At 67.9% G+C, this 25,702-nt stretch carries 22 protein-coding genes and 2 pseudogenes; 21 read left to right on the forward strand and 3 right to left on the reverse strand.

The annotated features are described in order from the left end of the window. Nucleotides 1-86: 86 nt before the first annotated feature. A complete protein-coding gene (locus tag ACOYR4_RS20445; protein ID WP_309828685.1) occupies nt 87-1,574 on the reverse strand; it encodes a PLP-dependent aminotransferase family protein in 1,488 nt (495 codons plus the stop codon). Between the two features lie 137 nt (nt 1,575-1,711). Between ACOYR4_RS20445 and ACOYR4_RS20450 the strand changes: the two genes are divergently transcribed. The 12 genes from ACOYR4_RS20450 (at nt 1,712) to ACOYR4_RS20505 (ending at nt 10,999) form a co-directional block, all read left to right on the forward strand. Further along, a complete protein-coding gene (locus ACOYR4_RS20450) occupies nt 1,712-2,326 on the forward strand; it encodes a LysE family translocator (protein ID WP_422847865.1) in 615 nt (204 codons plus the stop codon). Further along, nucleotides 2,323-3,240, forward strand: a complete 918-nt coding sequence (locus tag ACOYR4_RS20455; protein WP_422847866.1) for a DMT family transporter — start codon at nt 2,323-2,325, stop codon at nt 3,238-3,240. The genes ACOYR4_RS20450 and ACOYR4_RS20455 overlap by 4 nt, the downstream gene beginning before the upstream one ends. After that, on the forward strand, nt 3,237-3,707 hold the full coding sequence (locus tag ACOYR4_RS20460; protein WP_422847867.1) for a RidA family protein: 471 nt from the start codon (nt 3,237-3,239) through the stop codon (nt 3,705-3,707). The genes ACOYR4_RS20455 and ACOYR4_RS20460 overlap by 4 nt, the downstream gene beginning before the upstream one ends. 4 nt (nt 3,708-3,711) lie before the next feature. Continuing rightward, complete coding sequence (locus ACOYR4_RS20465) at nt 3,712-4,041, forward strand: DHCW motif cupin fold protein (protein ID WP_422847868.1); 330 nt, start codon at nt 3,712-3,714, stop codon at nt 4,039-4,041. A 90-nt stretch (nt 4,042-4,131) separates the two neighbouring features. Next, nucleotides 4,132-5,337: a PLP-dependent aminotransferase family protein gene (locus tag ACOYR4_RS20470; protein WP_422847869.1), complete on the forward strand. Its 1,206-nt coding sequence runs from the start codon at nt 4,132-4,134 to the stop codon at nt 5,335-5,337. Between the two features lie 6 nt (nt 5,338-5,343). Beyond that, nucleotides 5,344-5,973, forward strand: coding sequence for a glutathione S-transferase (locus tag ACOYR4_RS20475; protein ID WP_343735609.1), 630 nt, complete (start codon nt 5,344-5,346; stop codon nt 5,971-5,973). An 8-nt stretch (nt 5,974-5,981) separates the two neighbouring features. Continuing rightward, nucleotides 5,982-6,845 carry a PhzF family phenazine biosynthesis protein gene (locus ACOYR4_RS20480; protein ID WP_422847870.1) on the forward strand — a complete coding sequence of 288 codons (864 nt, stop codon included), beginning with the start codon at nt 5,982-5,984 and terminating at the stop codon, nt 6,843-6,845. 166 nt (nt 6,846-7,011) lie between these two features. Then, complete coding sequence (locus tag ACOYR4_RS20485) at nt 7,012-7,887, forward strand: PhzF family phenazine biosynthesis protein (RefSeq protein WP_422847871.1); 876 nt, start codon at nt 7,012-7,014, stop codon at nt 7,885-7,887. Beyond that, nucleotides 7,884-8,603: a VOC family protein gene (locus ACOYR4_RS20490; RefSeq protein ID WP_422847872.1), complete on the forward strand. Its 720-nt coding sequence runs from the start codon at nt 7,884-7,886 to the stop codon at nt 8,601-8,603. The genes ACOYR4_RS20485 and ACOYR4_RS20490 overlap by 4 nt, the downstream gene beginning before the upstream one ends. A 6-nt stretch (nt 8,604-8,609) precedes the next feature. Further along, nucleotides 8,610-9,251: a LysE family translocator gene (locus ACOYR4_RS20495; protein WP_110961846.1), complete on the forward strand. Its 642-nt coding sequence runs from the start codon at nt 8,610-8,612 to the stop codon at nt 9,249-9,251. Beyond that, nucleotides 9,248-10,231, forward strand: a complete 984-nt coding sequence (locus tag ACOYR4_RS20500; RefSeq protein ID WP_343735612.1) for a threonine dehydratase — start codon at nt 9,248-9,250, stop codon at nt 10,229-10,231. The genes ACOYR4_RS20495 and ACOYR4_RS20500 overlap by 4 nt, the downstream gene beginning before the upstream one ends. A 96-nt stretch (nt 10,232-10,327) precedes the next feature. Further along, on the forward strand, nt 10,328-10,999 hold the full coding sequence (locus ACOYR4_RS20505) for a histidine phosphatase family protein (protein WP_099729160.1): 672 nt from the start codon (nt 10,328-10,330) through the stop codon (nt 10,997-10,999). Nucleotides 11,000-11,087: 88 nt separating this feature from the next. On the opposite strand, the gene ACOYR4_RS20510 is transcribed toward ACOYR4_RS20505, so the two are convergent. Beyond that, nucleotides 11,088-11,939: a creatininase family protein gene (locus tag ACOYR4_RS20510; protein WP_343735613.1), complete on the reverse strand. Its 852-nt coding sequence runs from the start codon at nt 11,937-11,939 to the stop codon at nt 11,088-11,090. A 64-nt stretch (nt 11,940-12,003) separates the two neighbouring features. On the opposite strand from ACOYR4_RS20510, the gene ACOYR4_RS20515 reads away from it, so the two are divergent. The 7 genes and pseudogenes from ACOYR4_RS20515 (at nt 12,004) to ACOYR4_RS20545 (ending at nt 22,075) form a co-directional block, all read left to right on the forward strand. After that, nucleotides 12,004-12,756, forward strand: coding sequence for an alanyl-tRNA editing protein (locus tag ACOYR4_RS20515; RefSeq protein WP_343735614.1), 753 nt, complete (start codon nt 12,004-12,006; stop codon nt 12,754-12,756). Between the two features lie 177 nt (nt 12,757-12,933). Then, complete coding sequence (locus ACOYR4_RS20520) at nt 12,934-16,779, forward strand: DUF748 domain-containing protein (protein WP_422847873.1); 3,846 nt, start codon at nt 12,934-12,936, stop codon at nt 16,777-16,779. Nucleotides 16,780-16,894: 115 nt separating this feature from the next. Further along, on the forward strand, nt 16,895-19,147 hold the full coding sequence (locus ACOYR4_RS20525) for a protein-disulfide reductase DsbD family protein (protein ID WP_422847874.1): 2,253 nt from the start codon (nt 16,895-16,897) through the stop codon (nt 19,145-19,147). Nucleotides 19,148-19,207: 60 nt separating this feature from the next. Next, nucleotides 19,208-19,395 (forward strand): annotated as a pseudogene (locus tag ACOYR4_RS20530) (redoxin domain-containing protein); the annotation flags it as partial. Between the two features lie 272 nt (nt 19,396-19,667). After that, nucleotides 19,668-20,093 (forward strand): annotated as a pseudogene (locus ACOYR4_RS20535) (thioredoxin family protein); the annotation flags it as partial. A 39-nt stretch (nt 20,094-20,132) separates the two neighbouring features. Then, nucleotides 20,133-20,648 (forward strand): CoA-binding protein, encoded by a 516-nt coding sequence (locus ACOYR4_RS20540; RefSeq protein WP_422847875.1) that lies wholly within the window; start codon nt 20,133-20,135, stop codon nt 20,646-20,648. Between the two features lie 104 nt (nt 20,649-20,752). Next, a complete protein-coding gene (locus ACOYR4_RS20545; protein WP_422847876.1) occupies nt 20,753-22,075 on the forward strand; it encodes an O-acetylhomoserine aminocarboxypropyltransferase/cysteine synthase family protein in 1,323 nt (440 codons plus the stop codon). A 12-nt stretch (nt 22,076-22,087) separates the two neighbouring features. Here the strand turns inward: ACOYR4_RS20545 and ACOYR4_RS20550 are convergent, their stop codons facing one another. Further along, nucleotides 22,088-22,897 (reverse strand): IclR family transcriptional regulator, encoded by an 810-nt coding sequence (locus tag ACOYR4_RS20550; RefSeq protein WP_043565733.1) that lies wholly within the window; start codon nt 22,895-22,897, stop codon nt 22,088-22,090. A 142-nt stretch (nt 22,898-23,039) separates the two neighbouring features. On the opposite strand from ACOYR4_RS20550, the gene ACOYR4_RS20555 reads away from it, so the two are divergent. Together ACOYR4_RS20555 and ACOYR4_RS20560 are read left to right on the forward strand one after the other, a co-directional pair. Beyond that, nucleotides 23,040-23,999 carry an MBL fold metallo-hydrolase gene (locus ACOYR4_RS20555; protein ID WP_422847877.1) on the forward strand — a complete coding sequence of 320 codons (960 nt, stop codon included), beginning with the start codon at nt 23,040-23,042 and terminating at the stop codon, nt 23,997-23,999. A gap of 27 nt (nt 24,000-24,026) precedes the next feature. Next, nucleotides 24,027-25,679 (forward strand): FAD-dependent oxidoreductase, encoded by a 1,653-nt coding sequence (locus tag ACOYR4_RS20560; RefSeq protein ID WP_422847878.1) that lies wholly within the window; start codon nt 24,027-24,029, stop codon nt 25,677-25,679. The last annotated feature ends 23 nt before the right edge of the window (nt 25,680-25,702 follow it).

Raw genomic sequence — 25,702 nt, forward strand, 5'->3', positions numbered from 1 at the left:
TGCGCCTGCGAGACTGCGCCAAGGAGGGTGCCTCCCGTTGACCCAATGAGACGCCCGCTTCACACGACGGGGCCGCTCTCGGCGACTCACCGGGCCTGCTCGTCGCGCACCCGTGCAAAGGTCTTCCAGAACGCCGCCTCCTGCGTCGTCGCGAAGTTGATACGCATGAGGGTGCTGGGTTTGCGCTCCGCATGGAACAGCGCACCGGGCGCCAGCAGGTAGCCCTCGTCCAGCATGCGCTGGGACAGCGCATCGGTGTCCACCCCGGTCTCCACCCAGCCAAACAAGCCCACCGGCTCGGCCGCAAAGGTGCAGCCCGCCCCCAGCGCCAGCTTCACGCTGCGCGCGCGCGCCGCATCCAGCCGGGTGCGAATGCGTTCGGCGTGGCGGCGCAGCTGGCCCTGCTCGATGCACAAGGCCAGGGCTTTTTCCAGCAGCGCGGGTGTGGTCAAAGTGGCCAGCAGCTTGGTGTCGAGCAACTGCTCCACCAGCGCGGGCGGTGCGGCCATGAAGCCGATGCGCCAGTTGGGCGCGAGGATCTTGGCGAAGCCGCTCACGTAGATGGTGCGCTGCAGGCCATCCAGCGCAGTGAGGCGCGTGGCGTGCTCGGGCGCAATATGGCTGTAGGTGTCGTCCTCCACCACATGGAAGTTGTGCTGGTTGGCCAGCTGCAGCACGCGGTGGGCGCTGCCCGGCGTGAGGCAATAGCCTGTGGGGTTATGGAACACGCTCACGCTCACGTAGAGCTTGGGCTTGTGCACCTCGCAGTAGCGCGCCATCACCTCCAGATCCGGGCCATCGGCGCGGCGCGGCACGGGCAAGATGTGCATGCCCAGGGCGGCCAGGCGCGCAAACTCCACCGCCCAGCCGGGCTCCTCCACCATCACCGGATCGCCCGGGCGCAGCAAGGTGCGGCTCACGATGTCGAGCGCATGGGTGGCCCCCACGGTGGTGATGATGTTCTCGGGCACCGTGTGCACATTGAGCGTAGACAGCTTCTTGGCCAACACGCGCCTCAAGCCTGCATCGCCCAGCGGCTCACCGTATTGCAGCGAGAAGTCTTGCAGGGCGCGTGAGTTGGTGACCTTGCGCACGGCAGCCGGCATGAAGGTGGACTCCAGCCAGTCGGGCGGAAAGACCCCCATGCCGGGCTGGGGCTTGTCGCTGATCTTGTGGAACATGCCCCGGATCAGCGCCGTGGCGTTGACGGGCGACACGCCCGGGCCCGCGCGCCCCGCCGCACGCGCCGCAAACCAGTGCGCCGTGCTCCAGTTAGCGGCCGCACTCTCCAGCCCGGGGTCCACGGGGTGGGCGTCCTGGTCGTCGGCAGCATGGGCCGCGCGGCCACTTTCGCGCACAAAAAATCCCCGGTTCTTGCGCGCCTCCACCAGCCCCTGCGCCAGCAGCTGGTCATAGGCCGCCACCACGGTAGACGGGCTCACCCCGTTTTGCTGCGCGCACTGGCGCACCGACGGCAGGCGCGCGCCGGGCGCCAGCAGGCGGTTGCGGATGCGCTCCGAGATCCGGGCCGACAACTGCTCGGTGAGCGACTGGGTGGAGGATTTCATCAGCATGGCAAGGCCCCGGGTGGTGTACTGTCTTCGCAACCAATACAGATTCAATACTGCGCTGAATGACTGTACTGGTCATGTATTGGTTTGCAAGATTACATTGAACCCACACATCCGACAAGAACCCCCTGCCATTCCCCATGAGCGTCGCCGAACTCACCGCCCTGCTGCTGTTTTGCACCGCCATGAGCTTTTCGCCGGGGCCCAACACCACCCTGTCCACCGCGCTCGCGGCCAACCTGGGCCTCAAACGCGCGCTGCGCTTCTGCCTCGCCGTCCCAGCGGGCTGGACGCTGCTCATGCTGGGCAGCGGCCTGGGCCTGGGAGCCCTCATCACCGGCGTGCCCGCCTTGCGCTGGGCGGTCACGCTGCTGGGCGTGGCCTACATGCTGTGGCTGGCGTTCAAGCTCAGCCGCGCCGGCCAGATGACGGCCATCGACACTTCACGCCTAACCGTGACCTTCTGGCAGGGCGTGGGCCTGCAGTTCGTCAACATCAAGGCCTGGATGCTGGCCCTCACGCTCAGCGCGGGCTGGGTGGTCAACGCCGCCGGGCAGCCTGCCTCCAACCCCGGGGAGCGCCTGGCCATCATCTGCGGCGTGATGATGGTGTTTGCCTTCACCAGCAACTTTGTCTATGCGCTGGTGGGTTCGCTGCTGCGCCAGTGGCTGGCGCAGGGCACCCGGCTGCTGTGGTTCAACCGCGCGCTGGCACTCGTGCTGGTGCTTACGGCGTACTGGATGCTCACTCTATGAACCGCACACAGGAAAAAGAAGCCCTGCTCTGGGGCCTGGTCGGCATCACGCTGTTTGCGGCCACCTTGCCCATGACGCGGCTGGCCGTGGGCTCCACCGATGCGCCCCAGTTGTCCCCCTGGTTCGTCACGTTCGGGCGTGCCGCCGTGGCGGGGCTGCTGTCCATCGGCTACCTGCTGTGGCAACGCGGTCAGGGGCGCCTGAACCTGCCGGTGCGCGCCGAGTGGCCGCTGCTGGGCATCACAGCGTTCGGCGTGATCGTCGGCTTCCCGCTGTTCCTGGCGCTGGCATTGCGCCATGTGCCCAGCACCCACGGCGCCGTGGTCACGGCCCTGCTGCCGCTGTCCACCGCCCTGCTGGGTGCACTGTGGTACCGGCAGCGGCCCTCGGCAGGCTTCTGGGCCTGTGCAGTGCTGGGCAGCGGGCTGGTGCTGGGCTTCATGGTGTGGCGTGCGGGCGGGCTGTACCTGGGGGCGGCCAACGTCTACCTGCTGATTGCCATGACCACGGGCGCTTTGGGCTACATCGGCGGCGCCCGCCTCACGCCCCGGCTGGGGGCCGAGCAGGTCATCTGCTGGGTGCTGGTGTGCAGCCTGCCACTCACGCTGCCCGTGGCCTGGTGGTTTGCGCCCGCCATGCCCTCGAGCATTGGCGCGATGAGCTGGGCGGGCTTCCTGTACGTGGCGCTGTTCTCGATGTGGATCGGCTTCTTTGCGTGGTACCGCGCACTGGCGCTGGGGGCCGTGCGGGTCAGCCAGATCCAGCTCATCCAGCCCTTTTTGAGCCTGCTGTTTGCCGTGCCGCTGCTGGGTGAACACCTTGATACCGTCACCCTGGTGTTTGCCGTGGCCGTGATCGCCACCGTCTTCGTGGGCAAACGGATGCCCATTCAACAACAAGGAGCCCCCGCATGAGTGCCATCACCCCGGAGCAGCGACTGCAACAGCTGGGCCTGGTGCTGCCCACCGTGTCCACCCCACGCGGCAACTTCGATGCCTATGTGCTGGACGGCCACACGCTGTACCTGTCGGGCAAGGGATCGCCCCTGCGCAACGACATGGCAGTGGTACCCAAGGTGGGCCGCGAGATCAGCACGGACGAGGCTCGCCAGCACGCCCGCGACGTAGGCCTGCACCTGATTGCCACGATGCAGGCAGCCCTCGGAGACTTGTCGCGCGTGCGCCGCGTGGTCAAGCTGCTGGGCATGGTGAATGCGGTGCCCGACTTCATGCAGCACACCGAGGTCATCAACGGCTGCTCCGACCTGCTGGTGGAGGTGTTTGGTGATGTGGGGCGGCACGCGCGCTCGGCCGTGGGTGTCGGCTCTCTGCCGCGCGGCTTCGCGGTCGAGATCGAGGCCGTGGTGTCGATCAAGGACTGAAACCATGCATTTGCAGAACATTCCCTTTGCCACCACCGACTGGGCCAGCATTCCGCGCGAGGAAAAAAGCGCCGAAGCGGGCCAGGCCTTCTGGCGCACCCAGACATTCGGCGAGGTGCGCGTGCGCATGGTGGAGTACACACCCGGCTACGTATCGGACCACTGGTGCACCAAGGGCCATGTACTCTTGTGCCTGAGCGGCGAGCTGCACACCGAACTTGCCGACGGCCGCCAGTACACCCTGACACCCGGCATGACTTACCAGGTGGCGGACAATGCAGAACCGCACCGGTCCACTTCGCCCCAGGGTGCCACCCTGTTCATCGTGGACTGAAACAGCATCTGCAGAGGCTGCTGCACCCCCATTTTTTGACGACAACTTTGCAACCGTAGCGGCCCTGGAAGCCGCCTGCTGGAGACGAGAGTGAAACTGAACGACCTTCCCACCCAGAGTACCTGGACCCTGGCACGCCGTGCCGAGCGCATGAACCCCTCGGTCATCCGCGAAATCCTGAAGGTTACCGAGAAGCCCGGCATCATCAGCCTGGCGGGCGGCCTGCCGTCGCCCAAGACCTTTCCGGTGTCCGCGTTTGCCGCCGCTTCTGCCGCCGTGCTGGTCAATGACGGCCCCGGCGCCCTGCAGTACGCCGCCAGCGAAGGCTATGGCCCGCTGCGCCAGGCGATTGCCGACTTCCTGCCCTGGGACGTGGATGCCGACCAGATCCTCATCACCACCGGCTCGCAGCAGGCGCTGGACCTCATCGCCAAGATCCTCATCGACGAAAACAGCCGCGTTCTGGTGGAAACGCCCACCTACCTGGGCGCCCTGCAGGCCTTCGCACCCATGGAGCCCAACGTGGTGTCCGTGGCCAGCGATGATGAAGGCGTGCTGATCGACGACCTGCGTGCCAAGGTGGGTACGGGCGCGGACAAGGCGCGATTCCTGTACGTGCTGCCCAACTTCCAGAACCCCACAGGCCGCACCATGAGCGATGCGCGCCGCGCAGAGTTGGTGGCCGCCGCCGCCGAGCTGAACCTGCCCCTGGTGGAAGACAACCCCTATGGCGACCTGTGGTTCGACGCACCGCCACCGGCCCCGCTCACAGCCCGCAACCCCGAGGGCTGCATCTACATGGGCTCATTCTCCAAGGTGCTGGCCCCCGGACTCCGCCTGGGCTACATCGTGGCGCCCAAGGCCGTGTACCCCAAGCTGCTGCAGGCCAAGCAGGCGGCCGACCTGCACACACCCGGCTACAACCAGCGACTGGTGGCCGAAGTGATGAAGGACGAATTCCTGGACCGCCACGTGCCCATCATCCGCGCGCTGTACAAGCAGCAGTGCGAGGCCATGCTGGCCGCACTCGACAAGGAAATGCATGGCCTGGACGTGCACTGGAACCGCCCCGACGGCGGCATGTTCCTGTGGGTGCGCCTGCCCGAAGGCATGAGCGCCATTGAACTGCTGCCCAAGGCCGTGGAACGCAATGTGGCCTTTGTGCCCGGCGCTGCCTTCTATGCCGACAACGCCGACCACCGCACCCTGCGCCTGTCGTTCGTGACCTCCACCGTCGAGCAGATCGCCACCGGCATCGCGGCGCTGGCGGCTGCCATCCGCGAGAGCAAGGGCTGATTCACCATGCTGAGGCTCTGGGGTCGCCTGTCGTCGATCAACGTGCGCAAGGTCGTGTGGGCCGTCCAGGAGCTGGGCCTCCCGTCGGTGCAACGCACCGATGCGGGCGGCCAGTACGGCATCGTGCGCGAGGCACGCTACCTGGGCCTCAACCCCAATGGCCTGGTGCCGCTGATCGAGGACGAGGACACGGGCGTGACCCTGTGGGAGTCCAACGCCATCGTGCGCTACCTGTGCGCAAGGCACTCGCTGGGTAATCTGTACCCCGAAGACCTGCCCACGCGCTTTGTGGCCGAGCAGTGGATGGACTGGCAGCAGACCACGCTGAACCCGGCCGGGCGCGACGCCTTCCTCCAGTGGATCCGTACCCCCGCCGCACAGCGCAACGAAGCGCTCATCGCCGCATCGGTCGCACTGACCGAGCCGCTGATGGCGATGCTCGATGCCCACCTGGCGCGCCAGCCCTTCATGGCGGGGGAGCGTTTCACCATGGCCGACATCCCGGTGGGCTGCGAGATCCACCGCTGGTGGGGCCTGCCGCAAGATCGCCCCGCACACCCCCATCTGGAGCGGTGGTACAACACGGTCAGCACCCGCCCCGGCGCCCGGGGCGTGTTGGATCAGCCCCTTGCGTGAGCCTCACCATGCACCAGCGCCCCTTCAAGCAGATCGACGTGTTCAGCGACCGCCCCGGCTACGGCAACCCCGTGGCCGTGGTGCTGGATGCCGACGGCCTGAGCGACAGCGACATGCGCCGCTTTGCGGCCTGGACCAACCTGTCGGAAACCACCTTTCTGATGCCGCCCACCGACGCCGGGCGCGCGGCCGGGGCCGACTACCGCCTGCGCATCTTCAGCCCCAATGGCGAGCTGCCGTTTGCGGGCCACCCCACGCTGGGCACCTGCCAGGCCTGGCTGCAGGCGGGCCACCGCCCCCAGCAGGACGGCATGGTGATCCAGGAATGCGCGCTGGGCTTGGTGCGCATTGCCCTGAGCGGCGACACCTTGGCGTTTGCAGCGCCCCCGCTCAAGCGCAGCGCCCCCAGCCCGGCGCTGGTGCCGCTGATCGCCAGTGCCCTGGGCCTGCGCCCGCAGCAGATTCTGGGCGCGCAGATGCTGGACAACGGCCCCGTGTGGCTGGGCCTGCTGCTCGACAGCGCCGACACGGTGCTGGGCCTGCACCCCGACCACGCCCGCCTGAAGGACCTGGGCCAGGACGTGGGCGTGATCCATGTGGGCCCTGCCGCCAGCAACACCACCCAGCCCGGCGTGGTGGTGCGCGCGTTTGCCGCCCCCATGGGCAACCCTGAAGACCCGGTGACGGGCACCCTCAACGCGAGCCTGGCCGAATGGCTGATTGCCGATGGCCTGGCCCCCCGCAGCTACCTGGTGGCCCAGGGCGAATGCCTGGGCCGCGCGGGCCGCGTGCACATCCGCCAGGACGATGACCACCAGCTGTGGGTGGGCGGCCGTGCCGTCACCTGCATCGAAGGCACGGTGCTGCTATGACCCCGCACCGCACTGCACCACGCCCCAGCGGCTGATTGCCCCCTCGGCCCCGCCAGGGCACCGAGCCACTACCACCTGTTTGTACACCGGGCCACACCCCGGTGAGCCCCCGGCGTGCCCGGCCCACCCTGCTTCACTGCTTTTTTTGCTCTCAAGGACCTGCCCCATGCACCAACGCCCCTTCCAGCAAGTCGATGTGTTCACCGCCACGCCCTACCGTGGCAACCCCCTGGCCGTGGTGCTGGACGGTTCCGGCCTCAGCACCGAAGCCATGCAGGACTTCACCAACTGGACCAACCTGTCCGAAGCCACCTTCCTGCTGCCCCCCACCCCGGAAGGCCGCGCCGCCGGAGCCGACTACCGCGTGCGCATCTTCTGCCCCGGGCGCGAACTGCCTTTTGCAGGCCACCCCACACTGGGCAGCTGCCATGCCTGGCTGAAGGCTGGTGGGCAGCCCCAGGTCGCGGGCCAGGTGGTGCAGGAATGTGGCGTGGGCCTGGTCACGCTGCGCCAGGATGGCGAGCGCCTGGCCTTCGCTGCGCCGCCCCTCATCAAGAGCGGCCCGCTGGCCGAAGAGGACGTGGCGCTGATTGCCCGGGGCCTGGGCGTGGCACGCAGCGACATCCTGCACCACGCCTGGTGCGACAACGGCCCCAACTGGCGCGGGGTGATGCTGCGCAGCAGCGAGCAGGTGCTGGCGCTGAAGCCCGACGCCAGCATCCTGGGCCAGCTGGACGTGGGCGTCGTGGGCCCGCGTGGAAAAGTCGGCGTCATCGGCAGCACCGACGCCGAAGGCATCGCCTTTGAAGTGCGCGCCTTCTTCCCCGGCAACAACGGCCTGGCCGAAGACCCCGTGACTGGCAGCCTCAACGCCGCGCTGGCCCAGTGGCTCATCGGCGCCGGGCTGGCCCCCACGCAGTATGTGGCCGCCCAGGGCACCTGCCTGGGCCGAGCCGGGCGGGTGTACGTGCAGCAGGACGGCGACACGATCTGGGTGGGCGGCAGCTCGGTCACCTGCATGGCTGGCGAGGTACTGCTGTGACCGCGTCCACCACCCAACACGCCCCCTGCGTGGACCACCTTGTCGTGCTGGCAGCCGACCTGGCCAGTGGTGTGGCCTGGTGCGAACGCACGCTGGGCATCACCCCCACGGCGGGCGGCGAACACCCGCTGATGGGCACCCACAACCGCATCTTCAACGTCTCCAGCCCGGCGCATCCACGCGCCTACCTGGAGATCATTGCTATCAACCCAGGAGCACCCAAGGCAATACCCACTAGCGCAAGACGTTGGTTTGACATGGATGACGCCAATTTGCAGGCCCAGGTGGCACAACACGGCCCCCAACTCATCCACTGGGTGGCGAGCGTGCCCGACGTGGCGGCCGCGTGCACCGCGTTGTCGGCGCTGGACATGGATCGCGGCGCCGTCATCACCGCCAGCCGCCCCACGCCCCATGGCCTGCTGCAGTGGCAGATTACCGTGCGCGATGACGGATTGCGCCTGATGGACGGCTGCCTGCCCACGCTCATCCAGTGGGGCGCGGCGCACCCCTGCGACAGCCTGCCCGCCAGCGGCGTGCAGCTGGAGCAGCTTGCACTGCAGCACCCGCAAGCCGCCACATTGCAGGCCGCGTGCACCGCCGTGGGTGTCGCCGCCTCCGTCCTCGTCACGCCGGGCACCGCGCCGAGCCTCTCTGCCCAGCTCCGCACGCCACGGGGCCCCGTCACCCTCACTTCAGTCACCTCTCAGGAGTAAACCGCCATGCTGTTTTCGTTGCAGGAATTGCTGCTCTTCGCGCTCGCCGCGCTCGTGCTGGTGCTCACGCCGGGCCCCAACATGGTGTATTGCGTCTCGCGCAGCCTCACCCAGGGGCCGAGCGCCGGGCTCATCTCGCTGACCGGCGTGGTGCTGGGTTTTGTCGTGCACCTGCTGGCGGCGGCGCTGGGCCTCACCGCGCTGCTGGCGGCCGTGCCGCTGGCGTTTGACGCCATCCGCTACGCCGGCGCCGCCTACTTGCTGTGGATGGCCTGGCAGGCCGTCAAACCCGGTGGCGCCGCGCCTTTTGAAGCGCGCAACCTGCCGCACGACAGCCCGCGCACCCTGTTCCTCATGGGGTTCATGACCAACCTGTTGAACCCCAAGGTGGCCATGTTCTACCTGTCGTTCTTCCCCCAGTTTCTGCACCCCGAGCGCGGCCAGTTGCTGCAACAAAGCTTGACGCTGGGCGCGGTACAGATCAGCACCAGCGCCGCCGTCAACGCCTTGCTTGTGCTGGGCGCCGCGCGCGTGGCGCTATTCCTCAACCGCAACGCTGCCTGGATGCGCGCCCAGCGCTATTTCATGGGCACCGTGCTCGGTCTGCTGGCCCTCAAACTGTTGACTGAAAAGAAAGCCGCCGCATGAACACCCGCCTCGACCCCACCGCCCTGCTGCCCACCCTGGCCGACATCGAAGCCGCTGCCGAGGTGGTGTACCGCGACTTCGCCGCCACGCCCCAGTACCGCTGGGGCCTGCTCAGCCAGCGCCTGGGCACCGACTGCTGGCTCAAGCACGAGAACCACACGCCCGTGGGCGCGTTCAAGATCCGGGGCGGCCTGACCTACTTCGACCAGCTCGCCCAGCGCGGCGCGCTGCCCTCTGAGGTCATCAGCGCCACACGCGGCAACCACGGCCAGAGCATGGGCTGGGCCGCACGCCGCCACGGCGTGGCCTGCACCATCGTCGTGCCGCGCGGCAACTCGGTGGAGAAGAACGCTGCCATGCGCGCGCTGGGCGTCACGCTCATCGAACACGGCGACGACTTTCAGGAAGCGCGTGAACACGCCATTCAATTGGCGGCCCAGCGCGGCGCCCACATGGTGCCCAGCTTCCACCCCGACCTGCTGCGCGGCGTGAGCACCTACTGGTGGGAGTTTTTGCGCGCCGTGCCCCAGCTCGACGTGGTGTACGTGCCCATCGGCCAGGGTTCGGGCGCGTGCTCGGCCATCGCAGCCAAGCTTGCGCTGCAGCACCCCGTGCGCGTGGTCGGCGTGGTCAGCAGCCATGCCACCACCTATGCCGATTCGCTGGCCGCCGGCCATGTGGTCGAAGCACCGGTCACCACCCAGCTCGCCGACGGCATGGCCTGCCGCGTGGCCGATGCCGAGGCCCTGGCCGTGATGGCGCCCCACATCGACCACATCGTGCAGGTGAGCGACGCCGAGGTGGCCGCCGCCATGCGTGCCCTGTTCACCGACACCCACAACGTGGCCGAAGGCGCAGGTGCGGCGGCGCTGGCGGCGGCGCTGCAGGAACGCGACCAGCTACAGGGTTTGCACGTGGGCCTGGCGTTGACGGGCGGCAACGTGGATGCGCCCATGTTCGGCAGCGTTCTGGCGGGCTGAAGCCCTTGCAGCTTCAACCGAAAAAGCTACACATTTAATAGCATTGGTCGCTTTTGCGACAAACGCCTGCGGCGGGTTCTGATCACAATCCGCCGCATGGGAACCCTCTACCTCGTGCGCCACGGCCAGGCCTCGTTTGGCGCGGAAGATTACGACCAGCTCAGCGCTCTGGGCCGCCAGCAGGCAGTGCGCCTGGGCGAACACTGGCGCGCACGCGGCTTGGGGTTTGATGCCGTCATCACCGGCACGCTGCGCCGCCACACGCAAACGCTGGAAGGCATCGCCGAGGGCCTGCAGACCACCCCCGAGGTGCTGCAGTTGCCAGGCCTCAACGAATACGACAGCCACGCACTGATCGCCGCCATCCACCCCCAGCCCCTGGGCCCGGCCGACACGCCCGAGCGCTACCGCGCGCACTTCCGCATCCTGTGCGACGCGCTGGCGCAGTGGATGGCGGGTGTCATCAGCCCCCAGGGCATGCCCAGCTGGAACGAGTTTTCGGCCGGTGTGCGCAGCGCACTGGACCATGTGCGCCACCACCATGCGGGCCAGAACGTGCTGCTGGTGAGCAGCGGCGGCCCCATCTCGACCGCCGTGGGCGAGGTGCTGGGCACGGCGCCCGAGGTGACCATTGCGCTGAACATGCGCATCCGCAACAGCGCGGTGACGGAGTTCTCCATCTCGCCCAAGCGGTTGATGCTGCAGACCTTCAACACGCTACCGCACCTGAACGAGCTGGAGCACGCGCAGTGGGTGACGCACGCCTGAGCACCGATATTTCGGTTTTCTGAGCCTTTCAGGCCGCTTGCGCTAGTGGATCATGCGCCGGAAGCTATCAAAAATATAGCAAACCGATTCAGCGCAAGTGGGGGCCATCCGCCAGGGTAGACAGCGGCAGCGCATGCAGCTCCTGCAGCAGCGCCACCAGTTGCTGCGCTGCAGCGTCCACCACCGCCCGCCCCTTGTCGGCCGTGGCTGCGGCCGCGTCACCCACGGCACCCGCCGGGTGGTAGTCCTGCATCTGCCAGCCCAGCTTGGCGCTTTTGCCGTTGCCCAGGATGGCATAGCGCTCCGACCGGTCCTGCGAGGTGGAGCGGAAGTTTTGCGCGTGTGCCATCTGCACGGTGGCGGGCGCCAGGTGCAGCATCATCGATGTCTCGATGTCGCCCGCATGGATGCCAAAGCGGTGCTCCTGGGCGCTGAACTGGCCCGCCACCGCATCGGGCAGCGGCAGGCTGAACCAGCTGGCGCTGTAGACGATGAGGTCGCAGCGCGTGCGCAGCTCGCGCGCCACGATGTCCATCACGCTCACCTGTCCGCCGTGGCCGTTGAACAGCAGCAGCTTCTGGATGCCCGCGCGGGCCACGCACTCGCCGATCTCGGTCCACAGCGCAATCACCGTGGCGGGCGACAGCGTGAGCGTGCCGGGAAAGCGGATGTGCTCCGGGCTCAGGCCCACGTTCTGCGGCGGCAAAAACAGCACGGGCAACTCGGCGGGCAGCTGCGGCAGCGCGGCATCGATCACACCCTGCAGCAGCGTCGCATCCACCGACAGCGGCAGGTGAGGCCCATGCTGCTCGACAGCCGCCACAGGCAGCACGGCCACCACCTCTTCAACCCGCCCGCTGGCCTTTAGCGCCGCGAAATCACGGGTGGACAAGTCGGCCCAGAAGCGGGAGGGCAAGGGAGTCAATGCGGCAGAAGTCATGTGTGCATGGTAGCGGCGCTGTTGATGCCTGGGAAACGGCCAGCGCCGCCGCTAACATGCCACCATGACCCAAGACCTCTTCCGCCAAGACGCCTACCTGCGCGAATGCAGCGCCCACATCACCGCCGTCACCGATGCTGGCATCGTGCTGGACCAGACCGTGTTCTACCCCCTGGGCGGCGGCCAGGCCGGTGACAGCGGCGCGCTGGTGCTGGCAGACGGCACGCAGATCACCATTGCCGACACCCGCAAGGGCAAAGATGCCGATGGCAACCCCACCAGCGACATCGTCCACGTCCCTGCCCCCGGGCAAGAAGACCGCGTGGCGCAGCTCACGCCCGGTACGACTGTCACCGCCCGCATCGACTGGGAGCGCCGCCACCGCATGATGCGCCTGCACACCACCAGCCACCTGCTGTGCCATGTGGTGCCGCAGCTGGTCAACGGCTGCTCGATCACGCCCGACTACGCGCGGCTGGACTTTGCAATGACCGACCCGCTGGACAAGGAGCAGCTCACCGCCGCCATCGCCACCCTGGTGGCCGCTGCCCACCCGCTCACCGTGGCCTCGATCAGCGACGAAGAACTGGACGCCAACCCCGCCCTGGTCAAGAGCATGAGCGTGCAGCCGCCCCGGGGCACGGGGCGCATCCGCACCATCCGCATCGGGGGCGAAGGCGGCGCGCCGCTGATCGACCTGCAGCCCTGTGGAGGCACGCATGTGGCCAACACCTCGGAGATCGGCGGGATCGTGGTGACCAAAATCGAGAAAAAGAGCGCAACGACCCGGCGGGTGGTACTAGGCTTTGCCCAGTGACAAGCGCCCGGCCCTACTGTCAACAATCTTGAGCCACCGCAGCCGCCCGTTGCATTGGCTTACGCAGGCAGGCGGACAACGGGGACAATAGCGCCCGCGCGCAGCAGCCGCCCGGCATCCGGGTAGCGATGACCGGGCCTCCCCCGGGGGCTGCGGCGCCTACCCTTGCCTGCCGCCATGCCGATCTCCCTGCGCTCCGTCTCGTTTGCCACCCTGCGCCAGCACCGCTGGTTCCGCCCCGCCGTCCGCGCGCTGGCGGGCTTGATCGCTCTTTGGCTGGTCACTTGGCTCGCCATCCCGCCGCTGGTCAAGGGCCCGCTGGAGCGCATTGCGTCCGAGCAACTGGGCCGCGCCGTGACCATTGGCGGCATCGACTTCCAGCCCTGGAGCCTCGAATTTGCGCTGCGTGACGTGGCGGTGGCAGGCGCCAATGGTGCGCCCCCGCAGCTGACCATTGGCCGCATCTATGCCGATGGCGAGCTTCAATCGCTGTTTCGCCTGGCGCCCGTGGTGGACGCCTTCACCATCGACAACCCGGTGCTGCGCATCACCCACCTGGGCGACGGCCGCTACGACGTGGACGACATCATCGCCAAGGTCACCGCACCCAAGAACGACCCCGAGCCCGACCAAGGCCCCGCGCGCCTGGCGCTGTACAACCTGGCACTCACGGGCGGCAGCATCGACTTCATCGACAACACCATCAGCGAGACCCACGAGGTGCGCGCGCTGACGCTGAAAGTACCCTTCATCAGCACCCTGCCCTCGCAGCGCGAAGTGAAGGTGGAGCCCCACCTAGCGTTCACGCTGGACGGCAGCCGGTTTGACTCGTCCGCCGAGGGCACGCCGTTTGCGCAGACCGGCAAAGCCGACGCGCAGATCCGGTTGGATGGGCTGAACCTGGCGCCCTACCTGGGCTACCTGCCCGCCAACCTGCCCGTGAAGGTGCAAAGCGCCACGCTGGATGCGGATGTGAAGGTGGCCTTCGAGCAGCACCCGCGCATGGCCGTGAAGCTGAGCGGCACCGTGCAAGCCAGCGGCGTGCGCATGGCCGACCGCCAAGGGGCCGACCTGCTGAGCTACGAGCGCCTGAAGATCGACATGGCCGATGTACGCCCGCTGGAGCAGATCGTGCGCCTGCAGCATGTGGAGCTGACGGCGCCGGTGGTCACGGCCACACGCGATGCAGCGGGCCAGATCAACCTGGCGCAACTGGCGGCGCCTGCGCAGCCCGCAACGCCCGCCAAAGACAAGACCACCGCACCTGCAGTGCCCGCATCTGCCGATGCGGCATCTTCGCCGCTGGCCAGCGCCAGAACAGCCTCCGCCCCAGCGTCCCCCGCTTCCACAGGCAAAGCCAAGGCCAAAACAGCCGCCCCCGCCTGGGCGGTCGAAGTCGCCACGGCCGCCGTGCGCGGCGGCACCCTGCGCTGGGCCGACGCCACCACTCGCCCCGCCGCCGCCCTGCAGGCCACCGAATTTGCGCTGGAGGCCGCAGACATCGCCCTGCCGTTTGCCAAAGAGAATGCCAAGCCGTTCACCTTCAAGGGCGGGCTCAACCTGCAGGGCAGCACGCTCAGCTTCACCGGCGAAGCCACGGACCAGAAGGCCCAGGTCAACACCACCCTGAACGCCCTAGCCCTGCAACTGGCCGCGCCCTACTTGGCCCAGGCGCTGGAGCCCACGGTGACCGGCCAGCTCAGCGGTGATGTGGGTGTGACCTGGCAAGCCCCCACGGGCGCAGCCGCACAGGCAGGTGCCACGGGTGTCGCCCTCAAGGCGGGCCCCCTGGCGCTGGAGCAACTGGCCGTCAAGCAAGGCAAGACCACCTTGGCCAGCCTGGGCAAGCTGGAGATTGCGGGCGCCGAAGTGCCCCTGGACGCACGCACCGCCACGCTGGAGCGCCTGGCCATCACCCAGCCGCAACTGGCGGTGGAGCGCGGTGCAGATGGCCGCTGGATGTTTGAACGCTGGCTGAAATCGGAGAAGGCCGCCCCCGCCGCGCAAGGCAGCGCCACCGCAACTGCAGACCCCGCCCCCGCCAGCAACACCGCGCCCTGGAAGCTGCGCGTAGCCGACTTCTCGGTGCAGGGCGGCACGGTTTCCCTGGCCGACAACGCCCAGCCGCGCCCCGTGGCGCTGGACGTGACGGCCCTGGGCATCACCGCACGCAACCTGGCCAGCGACGGCAGCAAGCCCGAGGCCTTCACGCTCACCGCCCGCGCCGCCGCGCCGGGCAAGGGCGGCAACAAGGCCGTGCCCGGCACGATCGACTACCAGGGCACGCTGGCCCTGCAACCGCTGGCCACCCAGGGCAAGCTCGACGCCACGCGCCTGCCGGTGCACGCACTGGACGGCTACCTCGCCAGCCAGCTGTCGGTGGAGCTGCTGCGCGCCGATGTGGGCTACCGGGGCCAGGTGGCGCTGGCGCAGACGGACAAGGGAGTCAGCCTGCGCCTGAGCGGCGATGCGGTGGTGGAAGACCTGCGGGCCAACAGCACGGCCGCCTTCACCCCCAAGACCGAGGCCCAGGTGGGCGAGGAACTGCTGGCCTGGAAGAGCCTGAACCTGCGCGGACTGGCCGTGGCCACCGCCCCCGGCACCGCGCCGCGCGTGGAGGTCAAGGAAACCAGCCTGGTCGACTTCTTTGCACGCATCACGATCAACGAGGCCGGCCGCATCAACCTGAGCGACATTGCCAAGACCCCGGCCGAGGCCCAGGCGGCCAACGCAGCCAGCGCTGCGGCCAGCACAGCGGCACCCACCGCACCGGCTCCCGCCACAGCCGCATCGGCTGCGCCAGCGGCCACCCCCACGGCCGCAGTGGCCCAGGCCGACCCGCTGGCCCCCGTGGTGGTCTTTGGGCCCGTGAGCCTGGTCAACGGCAAGGTGCTGTTCTCGGACTTTTTCATCAAGCCCAACTACTCGGCCGACCTCTCGGAGCTGACCGGCAAGCTCAGCGCGTTCTCGTCCGAAGCCTCGGGTGGAGAGCCTGCGCTGGCGGACCTGGAGCTGCGCGGCCGCGCCGAAGGCTCGGCGTCGCTGGAAGTCACCGGCAAGCTCAACCCGCTGGCCAAACCCCTGGCGCTCGACATCACCGGCAAGGTGCGCGATCTGGAGCTGCCCCCGCTCACGCCCTATTCCGTCAAGTACGCGGGCCACGGCATCGAGCGCGGCAAGCTCAGCATGGACGTGAACTACAAGGTGCTGCCCAATGGCCAGCTCACCGCCAGCAACCGGCTGGTGCTGAACCAGCTGACCTTTGGCGAACCTGTGGAGGGCGCGCCCAACAGCCTGCCCGTGAAGCTGGCCGTGGCCCTGCTGGCCGACCGTCAGGGCGTGATTGACCTGGACCTGCCCATCAGCGGCTCGCTCAACGACCCGCAGTTCCGCATCGGCCCGGTGATCTTCAAGATCATCATCAACCTCATCGGCAAGGCGCTGACCTCGCCCTTCAGCCTGCTGGCCAGCGCCTTTGGCGGGGGCGAGGAGATGAACCATGTGCCCTTTGCCCCCGGCAGCGCCACCCTGACGCCCGAGGCGCAGCAGAGCCTGGACAAGGTGGCCAAGGCCCTGGCCGATCGGCCCGCGCTCAAGATCACCGTGACCGGCACGGCTAGCCTGCCGGACGAACGCGAAGGCCTGCAGCGCGAGCACCTGCAGCAGCTGGTGCTGGCCGAAAAACGCCGCGCCAACCCGGCGGATACCGCCCCCGTTTCGGCCGCCGAGTACCCCGCCCTGCTCAAGGAGGTGTACCGCCGCGCCGACATCCCCAAGCCGCGCAACCTGGTCGGCCTGGCCAAGGACCTCACGGTGCCCGAGATGGAAGCCCTGCTGCTGGCCCACCAACCCGCCACCGAGGCCATGGCCGCCGAGCTGGCCACGCAGCGCGGCCAGGCGATCCGCGCGTACCTGGTGGCGCAAAAGCTGCCGGTGGAACGGCTGTTCGTGGCCGCGCCCAAATCGGGCAAGCAGCCCGAAAAGTGGACCCCGCGTGCGGATTTGAGCCTGGCGACACAATAAGCGGCTGGCTGGCGGGAGGTTCTGGGCGAATCTCCCACCAGCCAGTCCCATCGCCCCGCAGGCAGAGCGCAGGGCGCCGGAACCAATCCCGCCCCGCCCGCTCCCACACTGCACCATGCCTTCACGCCTGTTCCACCGCCTTGCAGCCACTCTCTTTTTTATAGCTGCCAGCGCTTTATGGACTAGCGCTATCGCCCAATTGGGCACCAAAACAACCGGCCAGGGCACCAGCGTGGTCACCACGCCCTATGTGCGGGCCGAGCTGCTGGCCCATGCGCCCCAGGGCGTGGCACCCGGCCAGCCGCTGTGGCTGGGCCTGCAGATCACCCACCAGCCCGAGTGGCACACCTACTGGAAGAACCCCGGCGACTCCGGCCTGCCCACCGACCTGGCCTGGACGCTGCCCGCCGGGCTGGACGCGGGCGAGATCGCCTGGCCCCTGCCCAAGAAGATCCCCATCGGCACGCTGGCCAACTATGGCTACGAAGGCACGGTGCTGCTGCCCGTGCCCGTGACGGTGGCCAGCACGTTTGCGCCCGGTCCGCTGGCCAAGGACGCGACGATCAAGCTGCGCGCCTCGTGGCTGGTGTGCCGCAAGGAGTGCATCCCTGAGGAAGGCGAGTTCACGCTGCAGTTGCCCATCCAGAGCACCACCGCGCTCAACGGCGCGGCTTTCGAGGCCGCCGCCAAGGCCCTGCCCCAGCCCGTGCTGGCGGGCACCAACGGCGTCGTTCCCGACAGCCAGGCGCAGATCGCGGACGGCAATCTGCTCAACGTCAGCGTGCAGGGCCTGCCCGTGGCGCTGCGCGGCAAGACGCTGGACCTGTTCCCCGAAACCGCCGAAGTCATCGACAACGCCGCGCAGTGGAAGCAGGCCTGGAACGGCAGCGTGTGGACCGCGCAGATTCCCCTGTCGGCCCAGCGCAGCGCCAGCCCCAGCCTGATGCCCGTGGTGCTGGCCGAGCAGGCGGCCCCGGGCCATGGCACCGGCCCCGACGCCCGCACCGGCTACCGCGCCGAGCTGAAGGTGCTGGGCACCTGGCCGCAGGGTGCGTCGGTGGCTGCGGTGTCGCCCGCGCTGGAGGCCGCACTCAAGGCCAATGCGGCACAGGCAGGCGGCGCGGCAACGCCGACCACAGGCTCTGGCGCCTCGTCCCTCACCCTCACCGCCGCGCTGCTGGGCGCATTGCTCGGCGGGCTCATCCTCAACCTCATGCCCTGCGTGTTCCCGGTGCTCGCGATCAAAGTGGTCGGCTTTACCCAGCACGCGCAGGACCGGCGCGCGCACCGCATCAGCGGCATCGCGTACACGGCGGGTGTGGTGCTGTCGTTCATCGCCCTCGGCGCGCTCATGCTGGGCCTGCGCGCGGCGGGTGAGGCGGTGGGCTGGGGCTTCCAATTGCAGTCGCCCGCCGTGGTGGCGTCGCTGGCGGCGCTGTTCACGCTGATCGCGCTCAACCTGGCGGGCGTGTTCGAGTTCGGGCATTTCCTGCCGTCCTCCGTGGCCAGCCTGCAGGCGCGCCACCCGGTGGCCGACAGCTTCCTCACCGGCGTGCTGGCCGTGGCCGTGGCGTCGCCGTGCACGGCGCCATTCATGGGCGCGTCCATGGGGCTAACGGCCACGCTGCCAGCGCCCCAGGCGCTGGCCGTGTTTGCGGCGCTGGGGCTGGGGCTGGCTCTGCCGTATCTGGCGGCCAGCTTTGTGCCCGCCGTGGCGCGCGCCCTGCCACGCCCCGGCGCGTGGATGGACACCTTCCGCAAGCTGATGGCCTTCCCCATGCTGGCCACCGTGGTCTGGCTGGTGTGGGTGCTGGGCCAGCAAAGCGGCATCGACGGCGCGGGTGCGCTGCTGATCCTGCTGGTGGGCCTGTCGCTGGTGGTGTGGGCCCTGTCGCTGGCCGGGCGGGCGCGGGTGTGGATGGCCACGGTGTCCATCGCGGCCATGGCCTTGCTGGTCTGGGCCTTTGCGCCGCACGTCACCAACATGCCTGCCGCGCAGGCGGCCACGTCGTCCTCGCAGGTCTCCGCCACCGGCTGGCAGCCCTGGGCACCCGGCGCGGCCGAGCAGATCGTGGCCGGTGGCCGCCCCGTGTTTGTGGACTTCACCGCCGCCTGGTGCGTGACCTGCCAGTACAACAAGAAGACCACGCTGGCGGATGCCAACGTGGTCGCCGACCTGCAAACCAAGAACGTGGCCCTGTTGCGCGCCGACTGGACGCGACGCGACCCCGCCATCACCGCCGCCCTGGCGTCGCTGGGCCGCAGCGGCGTGCCGGTGTACGTGTTCTACCGCCCTGGCAAACCACCGGTGGTGCTGACCGAGGTGCTCAGCGTGGACGAGGTGCGCGCCACCATCGCCCAGCTGTAGATCGCTGCCAGCCCACCTTTCCGCTTTCGACCACCCGCCAACCCTTCAGGAGACCCCGCCATGAAGCTGCTTCGCCGTACGTTGATCGCCACCGCCGCCCTCGTCGCCCTGGGCGCCCAGGCCGCCGCCACCGTGGGCCAGCCCGCGCCCGACTTCACGCTCAAGGACACGTCGGGCAAAACCGTGCGCCTGTCGGACTTCAAGGGCAAACACGTGGTGCTGGAATGGACCAACCCCGGCTGCCCCCTAGAGCCTGTTTCAAGTCTTTTTGGAGTCGCACAAGCGCCTTGCCGGGATGGGGTGCAAGGCGCGGTGCGCGGCCAATAGCTCGGCTATTGGCAAGCGCCGCAACGCCGCAGACCGCCCGGCAAGGCACTTGCCCGAAGGGTTGGAGTGAAATCGGGCGATTGGACGCCCCGGCTGCTTGCATGGGCATGAGCCCATGCGGCGCACCCGGAGCATCCACTCATCCCGATTGCACTCCAATGCGATCTCCCAAAAGACTTGAAACAGGCTCTTGGTCCGCAAACACTACGACAGCGGCAACATGCCCGCCACACAGAAAGATGCCACCAGCAAAGGCGTGGTGTGGCTGTCCATCAACTCCACCGAAAAAGCCGCGAGCGACTACCTGGAGCCCGCCAAGCTGATGGCCTGGAAGCAGGAGCGCAAGGCCGCCCCCACTGCTGTGCTGATGGACGAGGAAGGCACCGTGGGCAAGAGCTACGGCGCGCGCACCACGCCCCACCTGTACATCGTCAACCCGCAGGGCCAACTGATCTACGCGGGGGGTATCGACAGCATTCCCTCGGCCCGCCCGGCAGACATCGAGAAGGCCACCAACTATGTGAAGGTGGGGTTGGCCGAGGCGTTGGCAGGCAAGCCCATCTCGGCAGCGACGACGGCGCCGTACGGGTGCAGCATCAAGTACAAGTCGCCAGCCTGACCCTCCGCCGCGAACCCGGGGCATGCGTACACTGTTTGCATGCTCCACACCCCCGACACCATCAGCACCCTGCGCCACCTGCTCACCGCCTGCCGCACCATTGCGGTGGTGGGCCTTTCGCCGCAATGGCACCGCCCCAGCTACTTTGCCGCCAAGTACATGCAGGCGCATGGCTACCGCATCGTGCCGGTCAACCCGCTGGTGGCGCGGGAGGGCGGGCAGATTTTGGGCGAGACGGCCTACGCCAGCGTGACCGATGCGGCCGCAGCGCTGGCAGCGCAAGGCCAGAAGATCGACATGGTGGACTGCTTTCGCAAGAGTGAGGACATCCCGCCACTGGCCGACGAAGCCGTCGCCATCGGCGCACAGTGCCTGTGGCTGCAGCTGGGCGTGTTCAACGAGGCCGCCGGCCTGCGCGCCGAGGCGGCGGGCCTGCAAGTCATTCAAAACCGCTGCGTGAAGATCGAACACGCGCGGCTGTTTGGTGGCCTGGGCTGGATGGGCGTGAACACGCGCGTGATCAGCGCCAAGCGGCTGCGGCAGTTGCCTTACTAGCAAATTGATAGCTGCCAGCGCATATTGCACTAGCGCTTGCGGCCTATTTCATTCAAATTCCTTCACCCAACCCCCTGCGCAGCACTGCGGGCTGCGCCACCGCCATGACAGAGCCCACATCCAACGGCGCCGACCGCCACTTCGGCTTTGGCACCCGCGCCATCCACGCCGGCGCCCAGCCCGACCCCGTGACCGGCGCGCGCGCCACGCCCATCCACCAGACGACCAGCTTTGTGTTCGACAACGCCGAGCACGCGAGCAGCCTGTTCAACCTGCAGACCTTCGGCAACGTCTACAGCCGCATCAGCAACCCCACGGTGGCTGTTTTTGAAGAGCGCATCGCGAGCCTTGAAAACGGCCGCGCCGCGCTCGCGTGCGCCAGCGGCATGGCCGCGCAGATGGCAGCGCTGCTGGCTATTTTGAAGGCCGGTGACCACATCGTGGCGGCCAGCACGCTCTACGGCGGTACGGTGGGGCAGCTGGGCGTGGGCTTTGGCCGCCTGGGCATCGAGACCACCTTTGTCGACCCGGCCGACCCCCAGAACTTTGCGCGCGCCATGCGCCCCAACACCCGCGCCGTGTATGGCGAGACCATCGGCAACCCGCTGGTCAACGTGCTCGACATCGCAGCGATTGCCGACATGGCGCATGCATACGATGTGCCGCTCATCATCGACAACACCGTGGCCAGCCCCTACCTGTGCAACCCGCTGGCACTGGGCGCCGACATCGTGGTGCACAGCGCCACCAAGTACATCGGCGGCCACGGTACGACCATGGGTGGTGTGGTGGTGGAAGGCGGCAAGTTCCCGTGGGACAACGGCAAATTCCCCGAGATGGTGGAGCCCAGCCGCGCCTACCACGGCGTGAAGTTCTACGAGACCTTTGGCGACTTCGGCTACACCATGAAGGCGCGCATGGAGGTCAACCGCACCTTCGGCGGCGTGCTGTCGCCCATGAACGCGTGGCAGCTGCTGCAGGGCGCCGAGACGCTGCACCTGCGCATGCGCGAGCACTGCCGCAATGCGCTGGCCGTAGCGAAGTTTTTGCAAAGCCACCCGCAGGTGGCGTGGGTCCACTATCCGGGTCTGACGGATTCGCCGTATTTCGACCTGGCGCAAAAACAGTTCCGCGCGGTGGACGGCACGCCGGGCGCCTCGGGCATCCTCACGTTTGGCGTGAAGGGAGGCGCAGCAGCGGGCGAGAAGTTCATCGACGCCTGCGAGTTTTTGAGCCACCTCGCCAACATCGGCGACGCGAAGACGCTGGTGATCCACCCTGCATCGACCACGCACCGGCAGCTCAATGAAGAAGAGCTGGCCCGCGCGGGGGTGAGCGCGGACATGGTGCGGCTGTCGGTGGGGATTGAAGACCTGGATGACATCCTGTGGGACATCGACCAGGCGCTGGGGCGCGCAGCGGGCTGATCGCCCAACGGCCTACACAGGGCCGACCGGCGCGCCCAGGCGCTGCGACAAGCTCCGCGCCGCCTCCCGCAGGTGCTGCGCTGCCGGGCTAGCGGGCCCAGTCTGCAACGTGGCGCTGGGGCCAATCACAGCGATGCACAGCACCAGCTGCCCAAACCCATCGAACACCGGCGTGGCCAGCGCGCTGATGCCGGGCAGGAGCTGGTCCGTTACCTCGCTGATCTGGTGCTGGCGCACAGCCTCCAGTTCGGCCGCAAAGGCGGGCTCATCCAGCGCACCCGCAAACCCTTCGGCCGCCAGCGCGGCGGCAGCGCGCTCGCGCGGGCCGAAGGCTGCAAACACCTTGCCCGTGGCCGTGTGCCGCACCGAGGCCGTGGTGCCGTGGCGCATGGCCACATACACGGCGGTGGGGCCTTCTTCCACACGAATGATGGTGGGGCCGTTGTCGCCCCAGACCGAGGCCGACACGGTGTAGCCGATGCGCTGGGCCAGCGCGGGCAGCTCGGCAATGGCCAGGCGCACTGGGTCCACCTGCTGCAGGCTGATCAGGCCCAGCTGCATGGCCAAGGGGCCCAGGCCGTAGTGGCCGCTCACGGCGTCCTGCTCGATCAGGCCCAGCTTGCCAAAGCTCACCAGGTAGGGGTGGGCCTTGGCGGCCGTCATGTCCGCTGCGCGGGCCAGGTCCTTGAGCGCCATGCGCCGACCGGTGCGGGCCAGCACCTTCAGCAGCTGGCCGCCCACCTCCACGCTCTGGATGCCGCGCGGGCTGCGGGGCGTGTCTTCGTCGTCGGCGGGGGGCAGATCGGGGGTCGTGGTGGGCATGGGGCGATTGTCCATGCAGCGCAGCATTCACTCACCCCTCGGGTTTACACCTAAACAAATGCGTTAGACATAAACAAATTTCTTGCCTAACATCAACGCATTCCGTTTAGATAAACGCATTCACCATTAACAAATCACCACCATGAGCACCGTCAAAACCTTTGCCTCCGCCGCTGACCTCGAAGTGAAGAAGGTGAGCTTCGACAAGCTCTCCGACCACGCCTATGCCTACACGGCCGAGGGCGACCCCAACACCGGCATCATCATTGGCGACGACGCGGTGATGGTGATCGACACCCAGGCCACGCCCGTGATGGCGCAGGACGTGATCCGCCGCATCCGCGAGGTGACGGACAAGCCCATCCAATACGTGCTGCTTTCCCACTACCACGCAGTGCGCGTGCTGGGTGCCAGCGCTTACGGTGCCGAGCACATCATTGCCAGCGAGGACACGCGCGACCTGATCGTGGAGCGCGGCCAGTTCGACAAGGACAGCGAGATCGGCCGCTTTCCGCGCCTGTTCCAGAACGTGGAGAGCGTGCCCGACGGCCTGACCTGGCCCACGATGACCTTCAACCAAAAGATGACCCTGTGGCTGGGCAAGCTGGAGGTGCAGATCCTGCAGCTGGGCCGGGGCCACACCAAGGGCGACACGGTGGCCTGGCTCCCGCAAGAAAAGATCCTGTTCAGCGGCGACCTGGTGGAGTTCGACGCCACGCCGTATGCGGGCGATGCGTACTTCCAGGACTGGCCCCAGACGCTGGACAACATTGCGGCCCTGAAGCCCGAAAAGCTGGTGCCCGGCCGGGGCGCCGCGCTGCAGACGCCCGAGCAGGTGCAGGCAGGCCTGGCGGGCACACGCGCCTTCATCAGCGACCTGTACGAGAGCGTGAAGGCAAGTGCGTCAAAGGGTGAAGACCTGCGCAAGGTGTACGAGGCCACGTTTGCCAAGCTGCAGCCCAAGTACGGCCACTGGGTGATCTTCAACCACTGCATGCCGTTTGACGTGACCCGTGCCTACGACGAGGCCACGCAGTACCCCGACCCACGCATCTGGACCGCCGAGCGCGACATCCAGATGTGGAAGGCGTTAGAAGGCTGAGCTGCCGAGGTTGGAGGAGACAAAAACATGAACCCCAGAGACATTCCCGCCGAAGCCTTCCACGCCAGCGGCGCCGAGGTGCAGGCTCTCGATTTTGGATATGTGCGCTCGCCTGACCAGGACCGCACGACGCCTGCGCAGCACCCCGTCGTGGTCATCGGCGCAGGTCCCGTGGGCCTGTCACTCGCCATCGACCTGGCCCAGCGCGGGCAACGTGTGGTGGTGCTGGACAATGACCACAAGCTCTCCATTGGCTCACGCGCCATCTGCTTTGCCAAGCGCACTCTCGAAATCTGGGACCGCCTGGGCGTGGGCCAGCGCATGGTGGACAAGGGGGTGTCGTGGAACCTGGGCAAGGTGTTCCTCAAAGACGAGCAGCTCTATGAATTCAACCTGCTGCCCGAAGAAGGCCACGAGCGCCCCGCCTTCATCAACCTGCAGCAGTACTACGCCGAGGCCTACCTGGTGGAGCGTGCGCTGCAGCTGCCGGGCATCGACATCCGCTGGCACAACAAGGTGACGGCCGTGCAAAGCCGCGCAGACGGCGCACTGCTGAGCATCGACACGCCCGAGGGCGCTTACCAGATCGACGCGCAATGGCTGGTGGCCTGCGATGGCGCGCGCTCGCCCACGCGGCAGATGCTGGGGCTGGAGAGCAAGGGGCGCATTTTTCAGGACCGCTTCCTGATCGCCGACGTGAAGCTGGCGGATGAGGCGGACTTCCCCACCGAGCGCTGGTTCTGGTTCGACCCGCCCTTCCATCCCAACCAGAGCGTGCTGCTGCACCGACAGCCCGACAACGTGTGGCGCATCGACTTCCAGCTGGGCTGGGACGCCGACCCCGAAGAAGAAAAGAAGCCTGAGAACATCATCCCGCGCGTGCAGGCGCTGCTGGGTGCCGATGCGCACTTTGAGCTGGACTGGGCCAGCGTCTATACCTTTGCCTGCCTGCGCATGGACCAGTTCGTGCACGGCCGCGTCATCTTCGCGGGCGACAGCGCGCACGGTGTGTCGCCCTTCGGCGCACGGGGCGCCAACAGCGGCGTGCAGGACTCCGAGAACCTGGCCTGGAAGCTGGACTGGGTGCTCCAAGGCCGCGCCAGTCCCGCGCTGGTAGCCACCTATGGGCCAGAGCGCGAATACGCCGCCGACGAGAACCTGTGCAACTCCACCCGCGCCACCGACTTCATCACGCCCAAGAGCGAGGTGAGCCGCCTGTTCCGCGACGCGGCACTGCATCTGGCGCGCGAACATGCGTTTGCAAGGCGCATCGTCAACAGCGGGCGCCTGTCGGTGCCCGCCACGCTGAACCAGTCGCCCCTGAACACGCCGGATACCGATCACTTCGCAGGCACCCAGGTGCCCGGTGCCGTGCTGCTGGACGCACCGTTGACGAAACAGGGCCAGCCCACCTGGCTGCTGCGCGAGCTGGGGCCTGACTTCACGCTGCTGGTGTTTGGCCCGGCCCCGGCATGGGCCCATGAACTGCCCGGTGTGAAGGTGCTGCAGATCGGCATCGACGTGATCGACCACCAGGCGCTGGCCGCCCAGCGGCTGGATGCGCTGCCGCGCACCGTGTACCTGGTGCGGCCCGACCAGCATGTGTGCGCACGCTGGCGCACACCCACCGAAGTGGCGGTGCGCAGCGCACTGGCCCGTGCCACGGCCGCAGCCGTCTGACCAGGAAGACGACAAGGAACATG

Origin of the sequence: Acidovorax sp. M14, from assembly GCF_049331375.1 — a bacterium.
GTDB lineage: Bacteria > Pseudomonadota > Gammaproteobacteria > Burkholderiales > Burkholderiaceae_C > Acidovorax.

Coding starts and splice junctions, on each gene's coding strand:
- ACOYR4_RS20540 (WP_422847875.1), top strand. CDS start 20,133: ATGCTCCACACCCCCGACACCATCAGCACCCTGCGCCACCTGCTCACC.
- ACOYR4_RS20520 (WP_422847873.1), top strand. CDS start 12,934: ATGCCGATCTCCCTGCGCTCCGTCTCGTTTGCCACCCTGCGCCAGCAC.
- ACOYR4_RS20525 (WP_422847874.1), top strand. CDS start 16,895: ATGCCTTCACGCCTGTTCCACCGCCTTGCAGCCACTCTCTTTTTTATA.
- ACOYR4_RS20460 (WP_422847867.1), top strand. CDS start 3,237: ATGAGTGCCATCACCCCGGAGCAGCGACTGCAACAGCTGGGCCTGGTG.
- ACOYR4_RS20475 (WP_343735609.1), top strand. CDS start 5,344: ATGCTGAGGCTCTGGGGTCGCCTGTCGTCGATCAACGTGCGCAAGGTC.
- ACOYR4_RS20515 (WP_343735614.1), top strand. CDS start 12,004: ATGACCCAAGACCTCTTCCGCCAAGACGCCTACCTGCGCGAATGCAGC.
- ACOYR4_RS20485 (WP_422847871.1), top strand. CDS start 7,012: ATGCACCAACGCCCCTTCCAGCAAGTCGATGTGTTCACCGCCACGCCC.
- ACOYR4_RS20510 (WP_343735613.1), bottom strand. CDS start 11,939: ATGACTTCTGCCGCATTGACTCCCTTGCCCTCCCGCTTCTGGGCCGAC.
- ACOYR4_RS20550 (WP_043565733.1), bottom strand. CDS start 22,897: ATGCCCACCACGACCCCCGATCTGCCCCCCGCCGACGACGAAGACACG.
- ACOYR4_RS20445 (WP_309828685.1), bottom strand. CDS start 1,574: ATGCTGATGAAATCCTCCACCCAGTCGCTCACCGAGCAGTTGTCGGCC.
- ACOYR4_RS20480 (WP_422847870.1), top strand. CDS start 5,982: ATGCACCAGCGCCCCTTCAAGCAGATCGACGTGTTCAGCGACCGCCCC.
- ACOYR4_RS20455 (WP_422847866.1), top strand. CDS start 2,323: ATGAACCGCACACAGGAAAAAGAAGCCCTGCTCTGGGGCCTGGTCGGC.
- ACOYR4_RS20505 (WP_099729160.1), top strand. CDS start 10,328: ATGGGAACCCTCTACCTCGTGCGCCACGGCCAGGCCTCGTTTGGCGCG.
- ACOYR4_RS20450 (WP_422847865.1), top strand. CDS start 1,712: ATGAGCGTCGCCGAACTCACCGCCCTGCTGCTGTTTTGCACCGCCATG.
- ACOYR4_RS20495 (WP_110961846.1), top strand. CDS start 8,610: ATGCTGTTTTCGTTGCAGGAATTGCTGCTCTTCGCGCTCGCCGCGCTC.
- ACOYR4_RS20500 (WP_343735612.1), top strand. CDS start 9,248: ATGAACACCCGCCTCGACCCCACCGCCCTGCTGCCCACCCTGGCCGAC.
- ACOYR4_RS20465 (WP_422847868.1), top strand. CDS start 3,712: ATGCATTTGCAGAACATTCCCTTTGCCACCACCGACTGGGCCAGCATT.
- ACOYR4_RS20555 (WP_422847877.1), top strand. CDS start 23,040: ATGAGCACCGTCAAAACCTTTGCCTCCGCCGCTGACCTCGAAGTGAAG.
- ACOYR4_RS20545 (WP_422847876.1), top strand. CDS start 20,753: ATGACAGAGCCCACATCCAACGGCGCCGACCGCCACTTCGGCTTTGGC.
- ACOYR4_RS20560 (WP_422847878.1), top strand. CDS start 24,027: ATGAACCCCAGAGACATTCCCGCCGAAGCCTTCCACGCCAGCGGCGCC.